Annotated in this window: 30 protein-coding genes; all 30 read right to left on the minus strand. The window is 40.5% G+C overall.

Features of this window, described 5'->3' with window-relative positions; genetic code table 11:
• Window positions 1-22: 22 nt before the first annotated feature.
• Complete coding sequence (gene rpsD, locus TOL2_RS18435) at window positions 23-649, minus strand: 30S ribosomal protein S4 (RefSeq protein WP_014958804.1); 627 nt, start codon at window positions 647-649, stop codon at window positions 23-25.
• A 30-nt stretch (window positions 650-679) separates the two neighbouring features.
• Complete coding sequence (gene rpsK, locus TOL2_RS18440; protein WP_014958805.1) at window positions 680-1,075, minus strand: 30S ribosomal protein S11; 396 nt, start codon at window positions 1,073-1,075, stop codon at window positions 680-682.
• Window positions 1,076-1,101: 26 nt separating this feature from the next.
• The gene (gene rpsM, locus TOL2_RS18445; RefSeq protein ID WP_014958806.1) at window positions 1,102-1,470 is read right to left on the minus strand and encodes a 30S ribosomal protein S13; all 369 of its coding nucleotides are present in this window, start codon (window positions 1,468-1,470) and stop codon (window positions 1,102-1,104) included.
• A 12-nt stretch (window positions 1,471-1,482) separates the two neighbouring features.
• Window positions 1,483-1,596 carry a 50S ribosomal protein L36 gene (rpmJ, locus tag TOL2_RS18450; RefSeq protein ID WP_041279618.1) on the minus strand — a complete coding sequence of 38 codons (114 nt, stop codon included), beginning with the start codon at window positions 1,594-1,596 and terminating at the stop codon, window positions 1,483-1,485.
• A gap of 49 nt (window positions 1,597-1,645) precedes the next feature.
• On the minus strand, window positions 1,646-1,864 hold the full coding sequence (infA, locus tag TOL2_RS18455) for a translation initiation factor IF-1 (RefSeq protein WP_014958808.1): 219 nt from the start codon (window positions 1,862-1,864) through the stop codon (window positions 1,646-1,648).
• A 35-nt stretch (window positions 1,865-1,899) separates the two neighbouring features.
• Window positions 1,900-3,219 carry a preprotein translocase subunit SecY gene (gene secY, locus TOL2_RS18460; RefSeq protein WP_014958809.1) on the minus strand — a complete coding sequence of 440 codons (1,320 nt, stop codon included), beginning with the start codon at window positions 3,217-3,219 and terminating at the stop codon, window positions 1,900-1,902.
• Between the two features lie 31 nt (window positions 3,220-3,250).
• Window positions 3,251-3,685 (minus strand): 50S ribosomal protein L15, encoded by a 435-nt coding sequence (gene rplO / locus TOL2_RS18465; RefSeq protein WP_014958810.1) that lies wholly within the window; start codon window positions 3,683-3,685, stop codon window positions 3,251-3,253.
• A gap of 1 nt (window position 3,686) precedes the next feature.
• A complete protein-coding gene (rpmD, locus tag TOL2_RS18470) occupies window positions 3,687-3,869 on the minus strand; it encodes a 50S ribosomal protein L30 (protein ID WP_014958811.1) in 183 nt (60 codons plus the stop codon).
• A 14-nt stretch (window positions 3,870-3,883) separates the two neighbouring features.
• Window positions 3,884-4,363: a 30S ribosomal protein S5 gene (gene rpsE, locus TOL2_RS18475; protein ID WP_035222739.1), complete on the minus strand. Its 480-nt coding sequence runs from the start codon at window positions 4,361-4,363 to the stop codon at window positions 3,884-3,886.
• 31 nt (window positions 4,364-4,394) lie between these two features.
• The gene (rplR, locus tag TOL2_RS18480) at window positions 4,395-4,763 is read right to left on the minus strand and encodes a 50S ribosomal protein L18 (RefSeq protein WP_014958813.1); all 369 of its coding nucleotides are present in this window, start codon (window positions 4,761-4,763) and stop codon (window positions 4,395-4,397) included.
• 20 nt (window positions 4,764-4,783) lie between these two features.
• A complete protein-coding gene (gene rplF / locus TOL2_RS18485) occupies window positions 4,784-5,326 on the minus strand; it encodes a 50S ribosomal protein L6 (RefSeq protein ID WP_014958814.1) in 543 nt (180 codons plus the stop codon).
• A 16-nt stretch (window positions 5,327-5,342) separates the two neighbouring features.
• Window positions 5,343-5,741 carry a 30S ribosomal protein S8 gene (gene rpsH / locus TOL2_RS18490; protein ID WP_014958815.1) on the minus strand — a complete coding sequence of 133 codons (399 nt, stop codon included), beginning with the start codon at window positions 5,739-5,741 and terminating at the stop codon, window positions 5,343-5,345.
• Window positions 5,742-5,795: 54 nt separating this feature from the next.
• Window positions 5,796-6,023 (minus strand): type Z 30S ribosomal protein S14, encoded by a 228-nt coding sequence (locus TOL2_RS24375; RefSeq protein ID WP_456297554.1) that lies wholly within the window; start codon window positions 6,021-6,023, stop codon window positions 5,796-5,798.
• Window positions 6,001-6,540, minus strand: a complete 540-nt coding sequence (gene rplE, locus TOL2_RS18495; protein ID WP_014958817.1) for a 50S ribosomal protein L5 — start codon at window positions 6,538-6,540, stop codon at window positions 6,001-6,003. The genes TOL2_RS24375 and rplE overlap by 23 nt, the downstream gene beginning before the upstream one ends.
• 21 nt (window positions 6,541-6,561) lie before the next feature.
• Window positions 6,562-6,891, minus strand: coding sequence for a 50S ribosomal protein L24 (gene rplX / locus TOL2_RS18500; protein ID WP_014958818.1), 330 nt, complete (start codon window positions 6,889-6,891; stop codon window positions 6,562-6,564).
• 27 nt (window positions 6,892-6,918) lie between these two features.
• A complete protein-coding gene (gene rplN / locus TOL2_RS18505) occupies window positions 6,919-7,287 on the minus strand; it encodes a 50S ribosomal protein L14 (RefSeq protein ID WP_014958819.1) in 369 nt (122 codons plus the stop codon).
• Window positions 7,288-7,303: 16 nt separating this feature from the next.
• Complete coding sequence (rpsQ, locus tag TOL2_RS18510; RefSeq protein ID WP_014958820.1) at window positions 7,304-7,564, minus strand: 30S ribosomal protein S17; 261 nt, start codon at window positions 7,562-7,564, stop codon at window positions 7,304-7,306.
• 17 nt (window positions 7,565-7,581) lie between these two features.
• Entirely contained in the window at window positions 7,582-7,779 is a 198-nt protein-coding gene (gene rpmC / locus TOL2_RS18515; protein WP_014958821.1) for a 50S ribosomal protein L29, read from the minus strand.
• Window position 7,780: 1 nt separating this feature from the next.
• The gene (gene rplP / locus TOL2_RS18520) at window positions 7,781-8,191 is read right to left on the minus strand and encodes a 50S ribosomal protein L16 (protein WP_014958822.1); all 411 of its coding nucleotides are present in this window, start codon (window positions 8,189-8,191) and stop codon (window positions 7,781-7,783) included.
• Between the two features lie 22 nt (window positions 8,192-8,213).
• Window positions 8,214-8,864, minus strand: a complete 651-nt coding sequence (gene rpsC / locus TOL2_RS18525) for a 30S ribosomal protein S3 (RefSeq protein ID WP_014958823.1) — start codon at window positions 8,862-8,864, stop codon at window positions 8,214-8,216.
• A 12-nt stretch (window positions 8,865-8,876) separates the two neighbouring features.
• On the minus strand, window positions 8,877-9,215 hold the full coding sequence (gene rplV, locus TOL2_RS18530; protein WP_014958824.1) for a 50S ribosomal protein L22: 339 nt from the start codon (window positions 9,213-9,215) through the stop codon (window positions 8,877-8,879).
• 27 nt (window positions 9,216-9,242) lie between these two features.
• Complete coding sequence (rpsS, locus tag TOL2_RS18535) at window positions 9,243-9,518, minus strand: 30S ribosomal protein S19 (RefSeq protein WP_014958825.1); 276 nt, start codon at window positions 9,516-9,518, stop codon at window positions 9,243-9,245.
• A 14-nt stretch (window positions 9,519-9,532) separates the two neighbouring features.
• Window positions 9,533-10,366, minus strand: a complete 834-nt coding sequence (rplB, locus tag TOL2_RS18540; protein ID WP_014958826.1) for a 50S ribosomal protein L2 — start codon at window positions 10,364-10,366, stop codon at window positions 9,533-9,535.
• A gap of 12 nt (window positions 10,367-10,378) precedes the next feature.
• A complete protein-coding gene (gene rplW, locus TOL2_RS18545; RefSeq protein WP_014958827.1) occupies window positions 10,379-10,666 on the minus strand; it encodes a 50S ribosomal protein L23 in 288 nt (95 codons plus the stop codon).
• Between the two features lie 2 nt (window positions 10,667-10,668).
• Complete coding sequence (rplD, locus tag TOL2_RS18550; protein ID WP_014958828.1) at window positions 10,669-11,289, minus strand: 50S ribosomal protein L4; 621 nt, start codon at window positions 11,287-11,289, stop codon at window positions 10,669-10,671.
• A 101-nt stretch (window positions 11,290-11,390) separates the two neighbouring features.
• Window positions 11,391-12,017, minus strand: coding sequence for a 50S ribosomal protein L3 (rplC, locus tag TOL2_RS18555; RefSeq protein WP_083863772.1), 627 nt, complete (start codon window positions 12,015-12,017; stop codon window positions 11,391-11,393).
• 17 nt (window positions 12,018-12,034) lie between these two features.
• Entirely contained in the window at window positions 12,035-12,343 is a 309-nt protein-coding gene (rpsJ, locus tag TOL2_RS18560; protein ID WP_014958830.1) for a 30S ribosomal protein S10, read from the minus strand.
• 20 nt (window positions 12,344-12,363) lie between these two features.
• Complete coding sequence (gene tuf / locus TOL2_RS18565) at window positions 12,364-13,557, minus strand: elongation factor Tu (protein ID WP_014958831.1); 1,194 nt, start codon at window positions 13,555-13,557, stop codon at window positions 12,364-12,366.
• A 61-nt stretch (window positions 13,558-13,618) separates the two neighbouring features.
• Window positions 13,619-14,086 carry a 30S ribosomal protein S7 gene (gene rpsG / locus TOL2_RS18570; protein WP_014958832.1) on the minus strand — a complete coding sequence of 156 codons (468 nt, stop codon included), beginning with the start codon at window positions 14,084-14,086 and terminating at the stop codon, window positions 13,619-13,621.
• A gap of 58 nt (window positions 14,087-14,144) precedes the next feature.
• Window positions 14,145-14,516: a 30S ribosomal protein S12 gene (rpsL, locus tag TOL2_RS18575; protein WP_041279619.1), complete on the minus strand. Its 372-nt coding sequence runs from the start codon at window positions 14,514-14,516 to the stop codon at window positions 14,145-14,147.
• Window positions 14,517-14,594 lie beyond the last annotated feature (78 nt).

The raw sequence follows: 14,594 nt of genomic DNA on the forward strand, positions 1-14,594 counted from the left end.
ACAAACCATGTCAAAGGTCTGCTTACTTTGAATAAAGCTCTACAATCAATTGTTCCTGAATAGGAAGCGTGATATCTTCTCGTGCAGGAACGCCTACAACTTCGCCTTTGAAATTTTCTTTATTGATTTCAAGCCATTGAGGGATCCCGCGTCGAACAATAGCATCCAGGGAATCTGAAATAGCCTGAATTTTTTTACTTTTCTCTCGAAGTTCGATCACATCACCTTTTTTAACCTGATAAGACGGTATATTTACTTTTTTACCATTTACCACAAAATGATTATGCTTTACAAAATGTCGACCCTGATTTCTAGAATTAACAAATCCCATTCTAAAAACAGTATTATCCAAACGTGTTTCCAAAAGACTCAACAGGTTTGTCCCTGTAATTCCTTTTCGTTTGTCCGCTTTTCTAAAAGAAATTCTAAACTGTTTTTCTGAAATTCCGTAAAGCCTTCTGACTTTTTGTTTTTCTCTGAGCTGAATCCCGTAATCTGACAATTTACTTCTTCTTTGCCCATGCTGTCCGGGGGGATAGCCTCTTCTATCAAAACTGCATTTATCTGAAAAGCATCTGTCGCCTTTCAAAAAAAGTTTCATATTTTCGCGTCTGCATTGTCGGCAAACAGAACCTCTATAACGTGACAATGTTTTTTCTCCTTTATCAAACGAGTATTCTTATACCCTTCTTCTTTTTGGCGGACGGCATCCATTATGAGGAACCGGGGTAACATCTTTGATCATGGATATATTGAATCCAAGCGCATGCAAGGCTCTTAAAGCAGATTCCCTACCAGGCCCCGGGCCTTTAACAAATACACCGATATTTTTCATACCGTGTTCCATTGCTTTGGCACCTGCATCTTCTGCAACCAGTTTTGCGGCAAATGGAGTGCTTTTTCTTGAGCCTTTAAATCCCTGCATACCAGCACTTGACCATGAAATAGTGTTTCCGTTTTCATCGGCAATGGTAACGATTGTATTATTAAAAGTGGATTGAATATGAACAATGCCGGTAGAAATGTTCTTTCTAACCCGTTTTTTGGACACAACTTTTTTAGACTTTTTTGCCATAATTAATAGTACCTTTTTAGATTATCCTACTTTTTCTTTTTAACCGCAGTCCTTTTTGGACCTTTTCGTGTTCTGGCGTTTGTACTGGTTCGCTGACCATGACAGGGAAGGCCTTTACGATGACGTAACCCTCTGTAACAACCTAAATCCATAAGCCTTTTAATATTCATGGACACTTCACTTCTAAGTTCACCTTCAACCTTATACTCAGCATCAATGACTTTTCTTATCTCATTAACCTGTTCTTCTGTAAGGTCATTTGCCTTTGTAGTAGGATCAATACCTGTTTTTGCAAGTATTAGCTTTGATCTGCTTGCACCTATTCCATAGATATAGGTTAAAGCTATCCAAGCATGCTTATCTCTTGGTAAATCTACTCCTGCGATACGTGCCAAATTTCTTCCCCCCTATCCCTGCCGCTGTTTATGGCGTTTATTAATACAAATCACTCTTATGACACCACGTCTTTTTATAACTTTACAATCTCTGCAGATTTTTTTTACAGATGCTCTGACTTTCATCCATTTACTCCTAATCTAATATTTTTATATCTTAAATAAAATATAATATTTATTTATATCTATATGTAATCCTTCCCCGACTTAAATCATAAGGTGAAATTTCAACCGTCACCCTGTCTCCTGGTAAGATCTTAATAAAATGCATTCTCATTTTGCCTGAAATATGAGCAAGCAGTACATGCTTGTTTTCCAGCTCAACTCTGAACATGGCATTTGGTAATGTTTCAAGTACTTTCCCGTCAACTTTGATGGGTTCTTCTTTTGCCATAATCTTATTAATCTCCTTTAGTTTTAGTGTTCAAATCAGGATCTGCCTTTTATTCTCTTGGCACCGGATCTTCCCAGAAATCCGTCATAATTACCTGTAATCAAATGGGACTCTATCTGGGAAATGGTATCAATTGACACCCCCACAACAATCAAAAGGGCCGTACCCCCAAAATAAAACGGAATATTAAACTTGCTCATTAAAAAGGTTGGCAGAACGCACACGGCAGACACATAAATTGCTCCACCTACAGTAATGCGGGTCAACACTTTATCAATGTATTCGGATGTTCTTTTCCCCGGCCTGATACCCGGAATATAACCACCATTTTTTTTCATATTTTCAGCAACATCTTCAGGATTAAACTGTACAGCGGTGTAAAAAAAACAAAAGAAAATAATAAATCCTATATAAAGAAGATAGTACCAAATTGTTCCAGGGCTGAACATTGCCGCTACGGTTTTCATAATCGGCAAATTGATAAATTGTGCCAAAGTCGTAGGAAACATAATAATGGAAGAAGCAAAAATAGGCGGGATTACACCGGCTGTATTTATTTTAAGCGGAAGATGAGAAGTTTGTCCTCCATACATTTTCCGCCCCACAACACGTTTTGCATAATGCACGGGTATGCGCCGCTGCGCCTGTTCCATATATATAATTGCAGCAATAACAATCACCATGAGAACAATAAGAATAATTATCGCAAAAATCCCCATTTCACCAGTTGTCATAAGTCGTATTGTATTACCCATCGCTATCGGCATCCTTGCAACAATACCTGCAAAAATAATCAGGGAAATTCCATTTCCTATTCCTCTTTCGGTAATCTGCTCTCCCAACCACATGATAAATGAAGTCCCGGCTGTCAGTGTTATAATGGTAACAAGCCTGAATCCCCATCCCGGGTATGGAACAATTGCAATACCTGCAGGTGAGGTCATGGATTCAAGACCAACACTGATGCCCAAGCCCTGGATAATACTCAGAACCACTGTTCCATATCTTGTATACTGAGTTTTCTTTTTTCGGCCCGCATCGCCCTCTTTTTTAAGTTGTTCAAGGTGTGGTACAACAACTGTCATCAGCTCTAAAATAATCGAAGCACTGATATAAGGCATAATCCCTAATGCAAATATGGAAAGCCTTTCCAATGCACCCCCTGAAAACATATTAAACATGGAAAACAAGGTGCCCTCGGCAGAAGCAAAGAAAGAAGCCAGTGCAGCTCCGTTAACCCCGGGTGTTGGGACATGGATACCGATACGGTAAACAAAAAGCAATGCGAGTGTAATAAAAATCTTTCTTTTAAGCTCAGGAAGTTTAAAAAGATTCTGGTAACTATTCTCGATCATTTATTGGTTCCTTACATCACTTCTGATAAGGTTATTCTATTGTTCCACCGACAGATTCAATTTTTTCTTTGGCAGTTTTGGAAACCAGAATATTTTTCAAGAAAAATTTCTTTGTTGTTTCACCATTACCAAGAAGTTTAACACCGTCAACACGACCTTTTACCATTCCGGCTTCTCTGAGGGCATCCATATCAATAATTGCACCGTCCTCAAATCTATCCAAATCTGTTACATTTAAGACTGCATTGTTTGTTTTAAATATATTGAAGAATCCCCTTTTGGGAAGTCTTCTGTAAATCGGCATCTGGCCGCCTTCAAATCCCGGCCTGACACTGCCGCCGGATCTTGCTTTAAGGCCTTTATGGCCGCGGGTACTTGTTTTGCCCATTCCCGAACCAGGACCTCTTCCGACTTTTTTCCTGTTTTTTCTGGAACCTGGTGCAGGTGCTAAATCATGAAGTTGCATATTACACCTCCTCTACTTTCACAAGGTGAGACACTTTTTTAACCTGTCCCAGGATAACCGGATCAGCATTATGTTCAACCGTATAATTCATTTTTTTTATACCCAGAGAACGAATAATCCGACCGTGTTTTGCCGGTCTTCCTATTGTGCTTCTGATTTGCGTAATTCTAATTTTACCAGCCATTTTTCACAACCTCATTATATATCTTCAGGTCTAAGTCCACGACGCTTTGCGACTTCTTGCTTTGTACATAAAGATTGAAGCCCTGCCATTGTAGCTCTAACAATATTCTGGGTGTTATGTGTTCCGATACATTTTGTCAGGATATCGGTTACACCGACGGCCTCAAGGACGGCACGAATTCCACCGCCAGCAATCAAACCTGTACCAGGAGAAGCCGGTTTAAGCAATACTCGGCCTGCACCTGCTTTACCAATAACTTCAAAAGGAACAGTACCGTCAAGTAATGAAATTTTGACCATATTTCTTTTTGCTTTTTCCAGGCCTTTTTTGATAGCTTCCGGTACTTCCGTTGCTTTTCCCAGACCATACCCGACACTGCCTTCTCCGTCACCAACCACAACAAGTGCGCTGAAGCTGAAATTTCTACCACCTTTTACAACTTTTGCAACACGATTGATTCTGACGACTTTATCTATTAATCCACTATCTTCCATCTGCTGTCTTGCCAAGGGTATTCCTCCTTAATTAGAAAATCAATCCGGCTTCGCGAGCTCCGTCTGAAAGCGCTTTGATGCGGCCATGATATAAAAATCCATTTCTATCCAGAACTACTTTTGTAATTCCTTTATCAAGAGCTCTCTTGCCGATAAGGATTCCGATTGCCTTTGCAATCTCAGCCTTTTTACCCTCTGCCTTATTTTCATTAAATTCTTTATCAAGTGTAGATGCAGATACAAGTGTAATCCGATCAGTATCATCAATGATCTGAGCATAAATATGTTTTGAACTTCTGAATACACTCAATCTTGGTCGATCCTGGTTACCAAGAATATTTTTCCTGATTCTTTTTTTTCTTTTAAGCCTTGATATAAGCCTTGGTGATGTATTTCCCATAATCTTTATACTCCCGCCTTTTAATCTTTACCAGCAGTCTTACCGGCTTTTCTAATGATTCTTTCGTCCGAATACATTATGCCTTTACCTTTGTAAGGCTCAGGAGGTCTAAGATCTCTTATATTTGCCGCCACCTGGCCAAGAAGCTCCTTATCTATACCTGTCAAAATAATTTGCGTATTCTTTTCAACAGTCGCCTGGATTCCATCAGGAATTTTAAAATCGACCGGATTGGAATAGCCTACATTGAGTATAAGACTGTTGCCTTTTGTTTCTGCACGATAACCAATACCGGAAAGGAGAAGTTGCTTTTCATAACCGGCAGTAACACCGGTTACCATATTGGATATAAGGGACCTGAACAACCCTTGCAAAGCCACTTTTTTCTTATCACTTGTATCTGTAGTTACCATTACAAAACCATCATTCATTTCAAGTTCAATGGCCGGATGCAATTGTCGCTCAAGATTACCTTTGGGTCCTTTAACAGAAATCATATCACCCTTCAGGGCGAACTGGACCTTATCTGGAAGCTGAACCGGCTGTTTTCCTATTCTAGACATATATATTACTCCTGTACTACCATACGTTACAAAGAATTTCACCGCCGACGTTCGCTTCAATGGCCTGCTTATCCGTCATCAACCCTTTTGAGGTTGAAACAATTGATATGCCCAGCCCATTTAAAACCGGCTTAATTTGTTTTGATTTACTGTAAACCCTGCAGGACGGTTTACTCACTCTTTTTATTCCAAAAATTGTGGGCTGTCCTTCAGACACATATTTTAAATAAACACGAAGAACTCCTTGCGTTTCATTTTCAAGGAATTTAAAATCCTTTATATATCCTTGTTCTTTCAGCACCCGCACCATTTTCAATTTAATTTTTGATCCGGGGATATCCACTTTAGCAAACCCTGCTTTACCACCATTTCTTATGATTGTCAGCATGTCTGCAATTGGATCACTAGTTGCCATTTGAAATCTCCTTAAAATCCGCTGATATAATTTTTTTGTGTTAAAATTTGCTGGTTACCAACTTGATTTGGTAACTCCGGGAAGTTTACCTTCTGACGCAAGTCCCCTGAAACAAATTCTGCAAATACCAGCTTTTCTAATAAACCCTCTTGGTCTACCGCATAAGGGGCATCTGTTGTATGAACGTACTGAAAACTTTGGTTTTCTCTGCGCCTTTACGATTAAAGCTTTTTTAGCCAAGCTTTCCTCCTTAAGATCCTTAGTTTTTGAAAGGCATCCCAAAAAATTTCAGGAGCGCCTTGCCTTCCTCATCGGTTTTAGCTGTCGTCACAACTGTAATATTAAGACCCTTGATACTGTCGGTCTTATCATAGTCAATTTCAGGGAATATAATATGCTCGGTAATACCAAGAGTATAATTACCCCTGCCATCAAAAGCCTTTCCGGATATCCCTCTAAAGTCCCTGACACGTGGTAAAGCGATATTTACAAGCCGATCAAAAAAATCGTACATTTTTTGACGGCGCAGGGTAACCTTGCACCCAATAGGCAAATCAGCACGAAGCTTAAAATTTGCAATCGGTTTTTTTGCTCTTGTAATTACCGGTTTCTGACCGGCGATCAACGCCAGTTCGGCGGCTGCAGGATCAACGATCTTTGGATTTCTGACCGCTTCGCCAAGCCCCATGTTTAAAACGATTTTTTCCAGCTTAGGTACCTGTAATTCATTTTTATAATTAAAAGTTTCCTTGAGCTTGGGCACAACCTCGTTATGATACTTTTCCTTAAGAGTTGCCATCTATTCTCTCCGCCTTTGGTCTTATGAATCTATCTGCTGACTGCATTTCTTGCAGATTCTGACCCGTTTTCCATCTTCCAATAATTTCATTCCAATTCTTGTCGGCTTTACACATGAGTTGCACATAATCATGAGATTGGAAATATGAATCGGCATGGTTTTTTCAACAATACCACCTTGTGGATTTGCCTGCGTTGGCCTTTGATGAACCTTAACGACATTAATATTTTCAACAACGACCCGATTTGTCTTTTTAACGACCTTCAGTACTTTACCGATCTTTCCCTTATCTTTACCGGTCAGCACTTTAACCTTATCATCTTTTTTCAGTCTAATTTTTATTGCTTCCATAAGATTTTTTCTCCAATAACCTGATTGTTAAAGCACATCAGGAGCCAGAGAGACGATTTTCATAAATCTTTTTGCCCTTAACTCTCTTGCCACCGGACCAAAAATACGTGTACCAACCGGTTCGTTTGATTTAGATAAAATTACAGCTGAATTATCATCAAATCTGATCATTGAGCCATCAGGCCGGGATATTTCTTTTTTGGTTCTGACAATAACGGCCTGAACAATATCCCCTTTGCTGACTTTTGCATTGGGTATTGCTTCTTTAACAGAGCAGGTGATAATATCGCCAATGCTGGCATATCGTCTTTTGGATCCGCCAAGTACCTTTATGCAGTACAGTTCCTTTGCACCGGAGTTGTCTGCTACAGTTAATCTAGTTTCACTCTGAATCATTTCTCAACTCCCTTAATCAAACAGCTCTTTTAACGACTTCACTTATCCTGAAACGTTTCAGCTTGCTCAAAGGCCTGGTTTCGATGATTTTAACCGTATCACCGATTCTGCATTCATTTGTCTCATCATGAGCATGGTATTTTTTATATCGTTTCATATATTTTTTATAAATCTTGTGTTGAACAAATCTTTCGACCTGAACAACCACTGATTTATCCATTTTATCCGATACAATAAGACCAATCAGCTCTCTTTTATTTTTTTGAATATTTTCCATAGTAATATCTTCGCAAATTAGCTAATGTTTACATTCATTTCATTGGATATCGTGTAAAGCCTTGCAATATCCTTTTTGACATTGGAAAGTGTTGCTGTATTCTCAAGCTGCCCGACATCATTCTGAAAGCGAAGATTAAAAAGCTCTTTTTTTAATTCACCAAGCTTTTCTTTAATCTGATCTGCTCCCATCTCTCTGATTTCACTAACTTTCATTTTATTTACTCCTTTCCACAAAACGAGTTTTCACGGAAAGTTTTCTGGCAGCGAGCTTCATGGCTTCTTTGGCAACTTCTCTTGGTATACCTTCCATTTCATAAAGAATTTTGCCGGGTTTCACCCTGGCTACCCAGGCATCCGTAGCACCTTTACCTTTACCCATCCTGACTTCTGCCGGTTTTTTTGTAACCGGATGATCAGGAAAAAATCGAATCCAGCTTTTTCCTGCTCTTTTAGCGTGACGGGTCAATGCAACCCTGGCTGCTTCAATCTGTCTTGCATTAACATAACCGCATTCAATTGCCTGTAGACCGAAGTCACCAAAGCTTAAGGTATTTCCCCTGTCTGGTGAACCCTTTGTCCTGCCGCGAAACTGTTTACGGAATTTTACATTTTTTGGACTAAGCATTTTTTATTTCTCCTAATCACCTCTATTTAACCAACGCTTGTTCACCGGGACTTAATACTTCGCCTTTAAATACAAAAGTTTTAATTCCAATGGCTCCGTATGTGGTTCTTGCTTCGGTAAAACCGTAATCAACATCAGCCCTTAAGGTGTGAAGAGGAATACGGCCTTCTTTGTACCATTCCGTCCGAGCCATTTCAGCACCACCAAGACGACCGGCACAAATAATTTTTATTCCTTTTGCACCAAACCGCATGGCCGAAGACACACTTCGTTTCATGGCTCTTCGAAATGCAATTCTTCTCTCAAGTTGAAGTGCAATATTCTCCGCTACCAACTGAGCATCAATTTCAGGGCGCCGGACTTCTTTGATATCAATCAACACCGCAGGTTCAAGCATTTTCTCAAGTTCCTGCTTAAGAAGGGCAATCTCCGACCCTTTCTTGCCGATTATTATACCTGGTCTTGCCGCAAAAACCCTGAGTCGAATCTGTTTGGAAAAACGTTCGATTTCTATTTTTGAAATACCTGCATGAAAGAGTTTCTTTTTTAAAAATTTTCTGACTTTAAAATCTTCTTCAACAAAAGAGGCATAATCTTTGTCTGCATACCATCTGGAATCCCAAGTCCTGATAATGCCTAACCTTAAACTGGTAGGATGTACTTTCTGGCCCAAGCTTATTTCCTCCTATTTGTCAGTTTCTTCAACAATAACTGTTAAATGACTGCTTCGTTTCAAAATTCTGGCTGCTCTACCCCTGGCTCTCGGCCTGAACCGTTTCATGGTCGGCCCGTGATCAACAAAAATATTCTTGACAACCAGTTTATCCACATCCAGTTCATTGTTATGCTCGGCATTTGCAACAGCTGATTGCAAGGTTTTATAAATAATACCTGCAGCTTTGAGCGGCATGAATTTTAACAATGTCAGCGCTTGTCCGGCATTTTTACCTTTTACTTCAGCAATGGGCAACCTAAGCTTAAATGGTGAAATTCTTGTATGTCTTGTAGTTGCTTTAACTTCCATATCAATATCCTTTAATCAAACAAGAGCTTATCTCTTGGATTTTTTATCTCCTGCATGCCCCCAGAAAGTTCTTGTAGGTGAAAATTCACCAAGCTTATGTCCGACCATATTTTCAGAAACAAAAACCGGTATGAATTTTTTACCGTTATGCACAGCAAATGTGACACCGACCATTTCAGGGAATATAGTGGATCTGCGTGACCAGGTCTTGATAACTTTGTTACGTGTGGATTTACTTGCTTCCAGCACTTTTTTTAAAAGCTGAGGTGCAATGTAGGGACCTTTTTTTAATGATCTTGGCATAATTTACCACCTATTTATTTTCTCTTAGCTCTTCTTTTAACAATGTACTGATCTGTTCTTGCACTCTTCCTGGTTCGCTTACCTTTTGTTGGAATACCCCAAGGCGTACAGGGCTGTCTACCACCGGAGGATCTTCCTTCACCACCGCCCATGGGATGATCAACCGGGTTCATGGCAACTCCTCGAACAGACGGTCTTCTTCCCATCCATCTGCTTCGACCGGCTTTACCGATCTTAACATCACCATGCTTTTCATTACCCACTCTGCCAATCGTAGCCTTGCATTTCAGGTGAACCATTCTTACTTCACCAGAGGGAAGAAGAACCTGCGCATAACTGCCTTCTTTTGCCATAAGCCGTGCATATGCACCTGCGCTTCTGACAATCTGTCCACCTTTATTTTGTTTCAATTCGATATTATGTATTCTTGTACCCGTTGGAATATCCTCAAGCGGCATGCAATTACCAGGTTTTATATCAGCGCCGGATCCTGTTTCAAGAATATCGCCGACCGCCACATCCAGAGGAGCCAGGATATACCTTTTTTCACCATCTGCATAAACCAGAAGAGCAATTCTTGCACTCCTGTTCGGATCATATTCAATGGCAGATACCTTTGCAGGGATACCATCTTTATCTCTTTTAAAATCAATGATACGATATTTCTTTTTTGCTCCGCCACCTCTGTGCTTAGCCGTAATTCTTCCGTAAGAATTTCGGCCGGCACGTTTGTTTATGTTCTTTGTCAGTCGTCTTTCAGGCTTGGTTTTGGTAATTTCTTCAAAAGAAAGGTATTCCTGAGAGCGTCGTCCTGGAGATGTCGGTTTTGTCTTTATTATTGTTGACATATATATACCTCTTTAAACACCTTCAAAAAAATCAATTCGTTGTCCTGGCATCAGTGTAACTATGGCTTTTTTCCAGTCTTTTCGTTTGCCGATAATTTTACCGCGCTGTTTAACTTTTCCTTTTACCTTGATAGTTCTGACCTGCTTAACCTTGGTGTTAAAACTTTTCTCGACAGCGTCTTTGATTTGTACCCGGTTGGCTCTTTTATCAACTTTAAGCGTCACCTGGTTGTTTAATTCTTTTTGAAGGGTTGTTTTTTCAGTTACTACAGGGCCTCTGACAATTTCATAGTGTTCCATAATCAGCTCAACCTCCCCTCGATATTTTTAATTGATGACTCTACCAAAAGAAGATTCTTAAACTTTAAAATATCATATACATTAAGACCCTCGGTCTTTATAACCTTGATATCCGGAATATTTCTAGCGGAAAGCAAAAGATTTGTATCCTCAGAATCAGACACAATCAACAAATTTGAAAGCGATAAGGTTTTGAGTACATTGGCCAGATCTTTGGTTTTAATAGTTTCAAGATTAAAATCATCAATCACAGTAATGGTATTTTCTTCCACCTTGGAACTTAATGCCATTTTCAATGCCAGCTTTCTAACTTTTTTGGGCACTTTTATCGCAAAAGATCTTTGGGACGGCCCAAAAATAACACCACCACCTTTTCTTAAAGGGGATTTAATACTGCCGGCACGTGCATTACCGGTTCCTTTCTGTCTAAACAGCTTTCTTGTACTACCCTTTACCATACCCCTGGTCTTAGACGCAGCAGTCCCTTCCCGTTTTGCAACGAGCTGGGATCGCACGACCTGGTGAAGAACGCTTGTTTTAACGGAAGTCTTGAAAATCTCATCAGGAAGCTGAGTTTCAGACACCTTTTCACCTGCACTGTTTAATACATCTACAGTAGCCATATTCTTCCTCATAAATTTTGATCAGCTATGCATCACTGCGATAAACTTTGCAATACCCATAGCCGCATTTTTGTCTTATACGTAACTGATTGTTTTTTTAATTATTTATCAGTTTTTCGAACTTCCAATATTCCTGTTTTAAAACCCGGTACAGGGCCTTTTACCAACAGAAGGTTATCGTCATGCTTGATATCTACGATTGTAAGATTCTTTACAGTTTCTCGATTAACACCCATATGACCTGGAAGTTTCTTACCCTTAAAAACTTTTCCCGGCCAGGCGCTGTTACCAATAGACCCTGGTTTTCTATGATTTCTGCTACCATGAGTTTCAGGCCCGCGTTGGAAACCGTGTCGTTTAATCGTTCCCTGAAAACCGCGTCCTTTTGAAATACCTGATATGTTCACCTTATCACCAACAGTAAATATATCAATTCCGATAGTAGCGCCTGCTTCAACGCTTTCAACATCATCGGTTCTAAACTCTTTTAAAACACGGAATCCTTTATCACTTGCTTTCTTCAAATGTCCGGCCATGGGCTTATTCAATTTCTCAACCGGTTTTTCATCAAATCCAAGTTGAAGAGCATTGTATCCATCAGATTCTATTGTTTTAATCTGTGTAACAACACATGGTCCGACCTGCACAACGGTAACAGGAACAAGCTTTCCGTCCGAGGAAAACACATTGGTCATTCCGATTTTTTTTCCAAGTAATGCGCTCATAATTGGTTCCTGTTATTGAACTATAATTTAATTTCCACATCCACACCCGGTGAAAGATCAAGCTTCATTAACGCGTCAACTGTCTGTTGGGTGGGTTCCAGAATATCCATCATTCTTTTATGCGTTCTGATCTCAAACTGTTCCCTTGATTTTTTGTTTACATGGGGAGAACGCAGTACGGTAAACTTGTTTATCCTGGTAGGAAGAGGTACCGGCCCTACGATTTTGGCTCCACTCTTCCTTGCAGTATCAACAATATCTACCGAAGACTGATCAAGAAGTTTATGATCATATGCCTTAAGCCTGATCCTAATTTTTGTTTTCAACATGATAGATCGTTCGTCCTAACTTATTCTACAATTTCACCGATAACACCGGCACCAACAGTACGTCCACCTTCTCTGATTGCAAAGCGGAGTTCTTTTTCCATTGCAATGGGATTAATCAATTCCACGTTAATGGTTGCATTATCCCCTGGCATGATCATTTCCACGCCTTCGTCAAGAGTCAAAACACCCGTAATATCTGTTGTTCTGAAAAAGAACTGGGGTCTGTAACCACTGAAAAACGGAGTATGACGACCACCTTCTTCTTTGCTCAATGCATACATTTCTGCTTTGAATTTCGTATGAGGAGTAATGGTTCCGGGTTTGGCCACAACCTGTCCTCTTTCAACCTGGTCACGTTTTGTTCCGCGAAGCAGAAGCCCGACATTATCGCCTGCCTGCCCCTCATCCAGAAGTTTTCTGAACATTTCAACACCGGTACACACTGTTTTGGCAGTATCCCTGATACCGACAATTTCAACCTCTTCACCGGTTTTAATAATACCACGTTCAATTCTTCCGGTAACAACAGTTCCACGACCCGAAATACTGAATACATCCTCAATGGGCATCAGAAATGGTTTTGCGGTATCTCTTTCAGGCTCTGCAACATAAGAGTCAAGAACATCAAGAAGCTCAAAAATCGGTTTGGCAGCTTCATCATCCGCACTTTCCACTTCAAGCGCCTTAAGCGCACTGCCTCTGATAATCGGTGTTGTGTCGCCGGGAAATTCATAGGTATCAAGAAGCTCCTGAAGCTCCATTTCAACCAGCTCAATCAATTCTTCGTCATCCACCATGTCGCATTTGTTCAAAAACACAACAATCGAGGGAACACCTACCTGCCGGGCAAGAAGGATATGCTCTCTTGTCTGCGGCATTGGACCGTCATCAGCACTTACCACAAGAACCGCACCGTCCATCTGGGCTGCCCCTGTGATCATGTTCTTAATATAGTCAGCATGGCCGGGACAGTCCACATGTGCGTAGTGACGATTGGCTGTCTCGTATTCCACATGAGCTGTTGCTATTGTAATACCACGCTCTCTTTCCTCGGGCGCCTTGTCAATCTCATCAAACGGGACATATGTACCATGACCACCCATTGCTGCAAGTTTGGTGATCGCTGCTGTAAGCGTAGTCTTTCCATGGTCAATATGACCGATTGTTCCTATGTTCACATGCGGCTTGGTCCGCTCAAATTTCTCCTTAGCCATCCTCTTTACTCCTCTTGGTTAATTCCTCCTGCGGAATGTTATCAGGATATCAAAATATTAGTTACCACCGAAAATGTGCAAATGCCTTGTTGGCTTCTGCCATCTTGTGTGTATCTTCCTTTTTCTTCATTGCCCCGCCACGCTGGTTATAAGCATCCAGGACTTCTGAAGCCAGTTTGTTTGCATAGCCTTTTTCAGAACGATTCCGGCTGAAGTTAATCAACCAGCGAAAAGCAAGCGCTGTCTGCCTGGAAGGTTTTATATCAGTCGGCACCTGATAGGTTGATCCGCCGATTCTTCTGGATTTCACTTCAACCGCAGGCCTAATATTATCAATTGCTTTTTTTAATATATCCAAAGCAGGCTCGCCGATCTTTTCTTCTGCAATCAACAAAGCATTTTTAACAACTTTACGCGCTGCGTTCTTTTTCCCGTCTTTCATGACACAGTTAACAAACTTAGCGGCAAGCTTTTCTTCCTGCGTGGCATCTTTTGTTACATTATCAAGCATGATCTCTTTAACTGCCATTATTCACATCCACCATTGCTTATATATAAGGAACAGACTAAAATCTGCTCCAAGTTGCTTATTTAGGTCTCTTTGCTCCGTATTTTGACCTGCCCTGCCGCCTGTCATCAACACCCAAAGTATCAAGAGCGCCCCTGACAATATGATAGCGAACACCTGGAAGATCCTTTACTCTGCCACCCCTGACAAGAACCACAGAATGCTCCTGAAGGTTATGCCCCATGCCGGGTATGTATGCAGCAACTTCCATTCCAGTAGTCAAACGAACCCTGGCTACTTTTCTCAAAGCAGAGTTAGGTTTCTTTGGAGTTGACGTGTACACCCTGGTACAAACACCACGTTTCTGAGGACCACCCTTTAAAGCAGGGGTACTAACCTTTTTTTCTGCTTTTTTTCTACCTTTTCGAACCAATTGATTAATGGTCGGCATAACTTTCCTTTACGCTCCTTATCAAATTTAAACCATTGTCATACACGACAAAATGTTTAATTTTACTTTCACTTATTA

This window comes from Desulfobacula toluolica Tol2 (genome assembly GCF_000307105.1).
Classification (GTDB): Bacteria; Desulfobacterota; Desulfobacteria; order Desulfobacterales; family Desulfobacteraceae; genus Desulfobacula; species Desulfobacula toluolica.

Coding starts and splice junctions, on each gene's coding strand:
- rpsL (WP_041279619.1), bottom strand. CDS start 14,516: ATGCCGACCATTAATCAATTGGTTCGAAAAGGTAGAAAAAAAGCAGAA.
- rplD (WP_014958828.1), bottom strand. CDS start 11,289: ATGGCTACTGTAGATGTATTAAACAGTGCAGGTGAAAAGGTGTCTGAA.
- rplW (WP_014958827.1), bottom strand. CDS start 10,666: ATGGAACACTATGAAATTGTCAGAGGCCCTGTAGTAACTGAAAAAACA.
- rpsJ (WP_014958830.1), bottom strand. CDS start 12,343: ATGTTGAAAACAAAAATTAGGATCAGGCTTAAGGCATATGATCATAAA.
- rpsE (WP_035222739.1), bottom strand. CDS start 4,363: ATGGAAGATAGTGGATTAATAGATAAAGTCGTCAGAATCAATCGTGTT.
- rplB (WP_014958826.1), bottom strand. CDS start 10,366: ATGTCAACAATAATAAAGACAAAACCGACATCTCCAGGACGACGCTCT.
- rplN (WP_014958819.1), bottom strand. CDS start 7,287: ATGATTCAGAGTGAAACTAGATTAACTGTAGCAGACAACTCCGGTGCA.
- rplP (WP_014958822.1), bottom strand. CDS start 8,191: ATGCTTAGTCCAAAAAATGTAAAATTCCGTAAACAGTTTCGCGGCAGG.
- rpsG (WP_014958832.1), bottom strand. CDS start 14,086: ATGGCAGTTAAAGAGATCATGCTTGATAATGTAACAAAAGATGCCACG.
- rpsH (WP_014958815.1), bottom strand. CDS start 5,741: ATGGCAACTAGTGATCCAATTGCAGACATGCTGACAATCATAAGAAAT.
- rpsK (WP_014958805.1), bottom strand. CDS start 1,075: ATGGCAAAAAAGTCTAAAAAAGTTGTGTCCAAAAAACGGGTTAGAAAG.
- rplR (WP_014958813.1), bottom strand. CDS start 4,763: ATGGGAAATACATCACCAAGGCTTATATCAAGGCTTAAAAGAAAAAAA.
- rplE (WP_014958817.1), bottom strand. CDS start 6,540: ATGGCAACTCTTAAGGAAAAGTATCATAACGAGGTTGTGCCCAAGCTC.
- rplV (WP_014958824.1), bottom strand. CDS start 9,215: ATGGAAGTTAAAGCAACTACAAGACATACAAGAATTTCACCATTTAAG.
- infA (WP_014958808.1), bottom strand. CDS start 1,864: ATGGCAAAAGAAGAACCCATCAAAGTTGACGGGAAAGTACTTGAAACA.
- rpsS (WP_014958825.1), bottom strand. CDS start 9,518: ATGCCAAGATCATTAAAAAAAGGTCCCTACATTGCACCTCAGCTTTTA.
- rpmD (WP_014958811.1), bottom strand. CDS start 3,869: ATGGCTGGTAAAATTAGAATTACGCAAATCAGAAGCACAATAGGAAGA.
- secY (WP_014958809.1), bottom strand. CDS start 3,219: ATGATCGAGAATAGTTACCAGAATCTTTTTAAACTTCCTGAGCTTAAA.
- rpsQ (WP_014958820.1), bottom strand. CDS start 7,564: ATGGAAAATATTCAAAAAAATAAAAGAGAGCTGATTGGTCTTATTGTA.
- rplO (WP_014958810.1), bottom strand. CDS start 3,685: ATGCAACTTCATGATTTAGCACCTGCACCAGGTTCCAGAAAAAACAGG.
- rpmC (WP_014958821.1), bottom strand. CDS start 7,779: ATGAAAGTTAGTGAAATCAGAGAGATGGGAGCAGATCAGATTAAAGAA.
- rplX (WP_014958818.1), bottom strand. CDS start 6,891: ATGGAAGCAATAAAAATTAGACTGAAAAAAGATGATAAGGTTAAAGTG.
- rpmJ (WP_041279618.1), bottom strand. CDS start 1,596: ATGAAAGTCAGAGCATCTGTAAAAAAAATCTGCAGAGATTGTAAAGTT.
- rplF (WP_014958814.1), bottom strand. CDS start 5,326: ATGTCTAGAATAGGAAAACAGCCGGTTCAGCTTCCAGATAAGGTCCAG.
- tuf (WP_014958831.1), bottom strand. CDS start 13,557: ATGGCTAAGGAGAAATTTGAGCGGACCAAGCCGCATGTGAACATAGGA.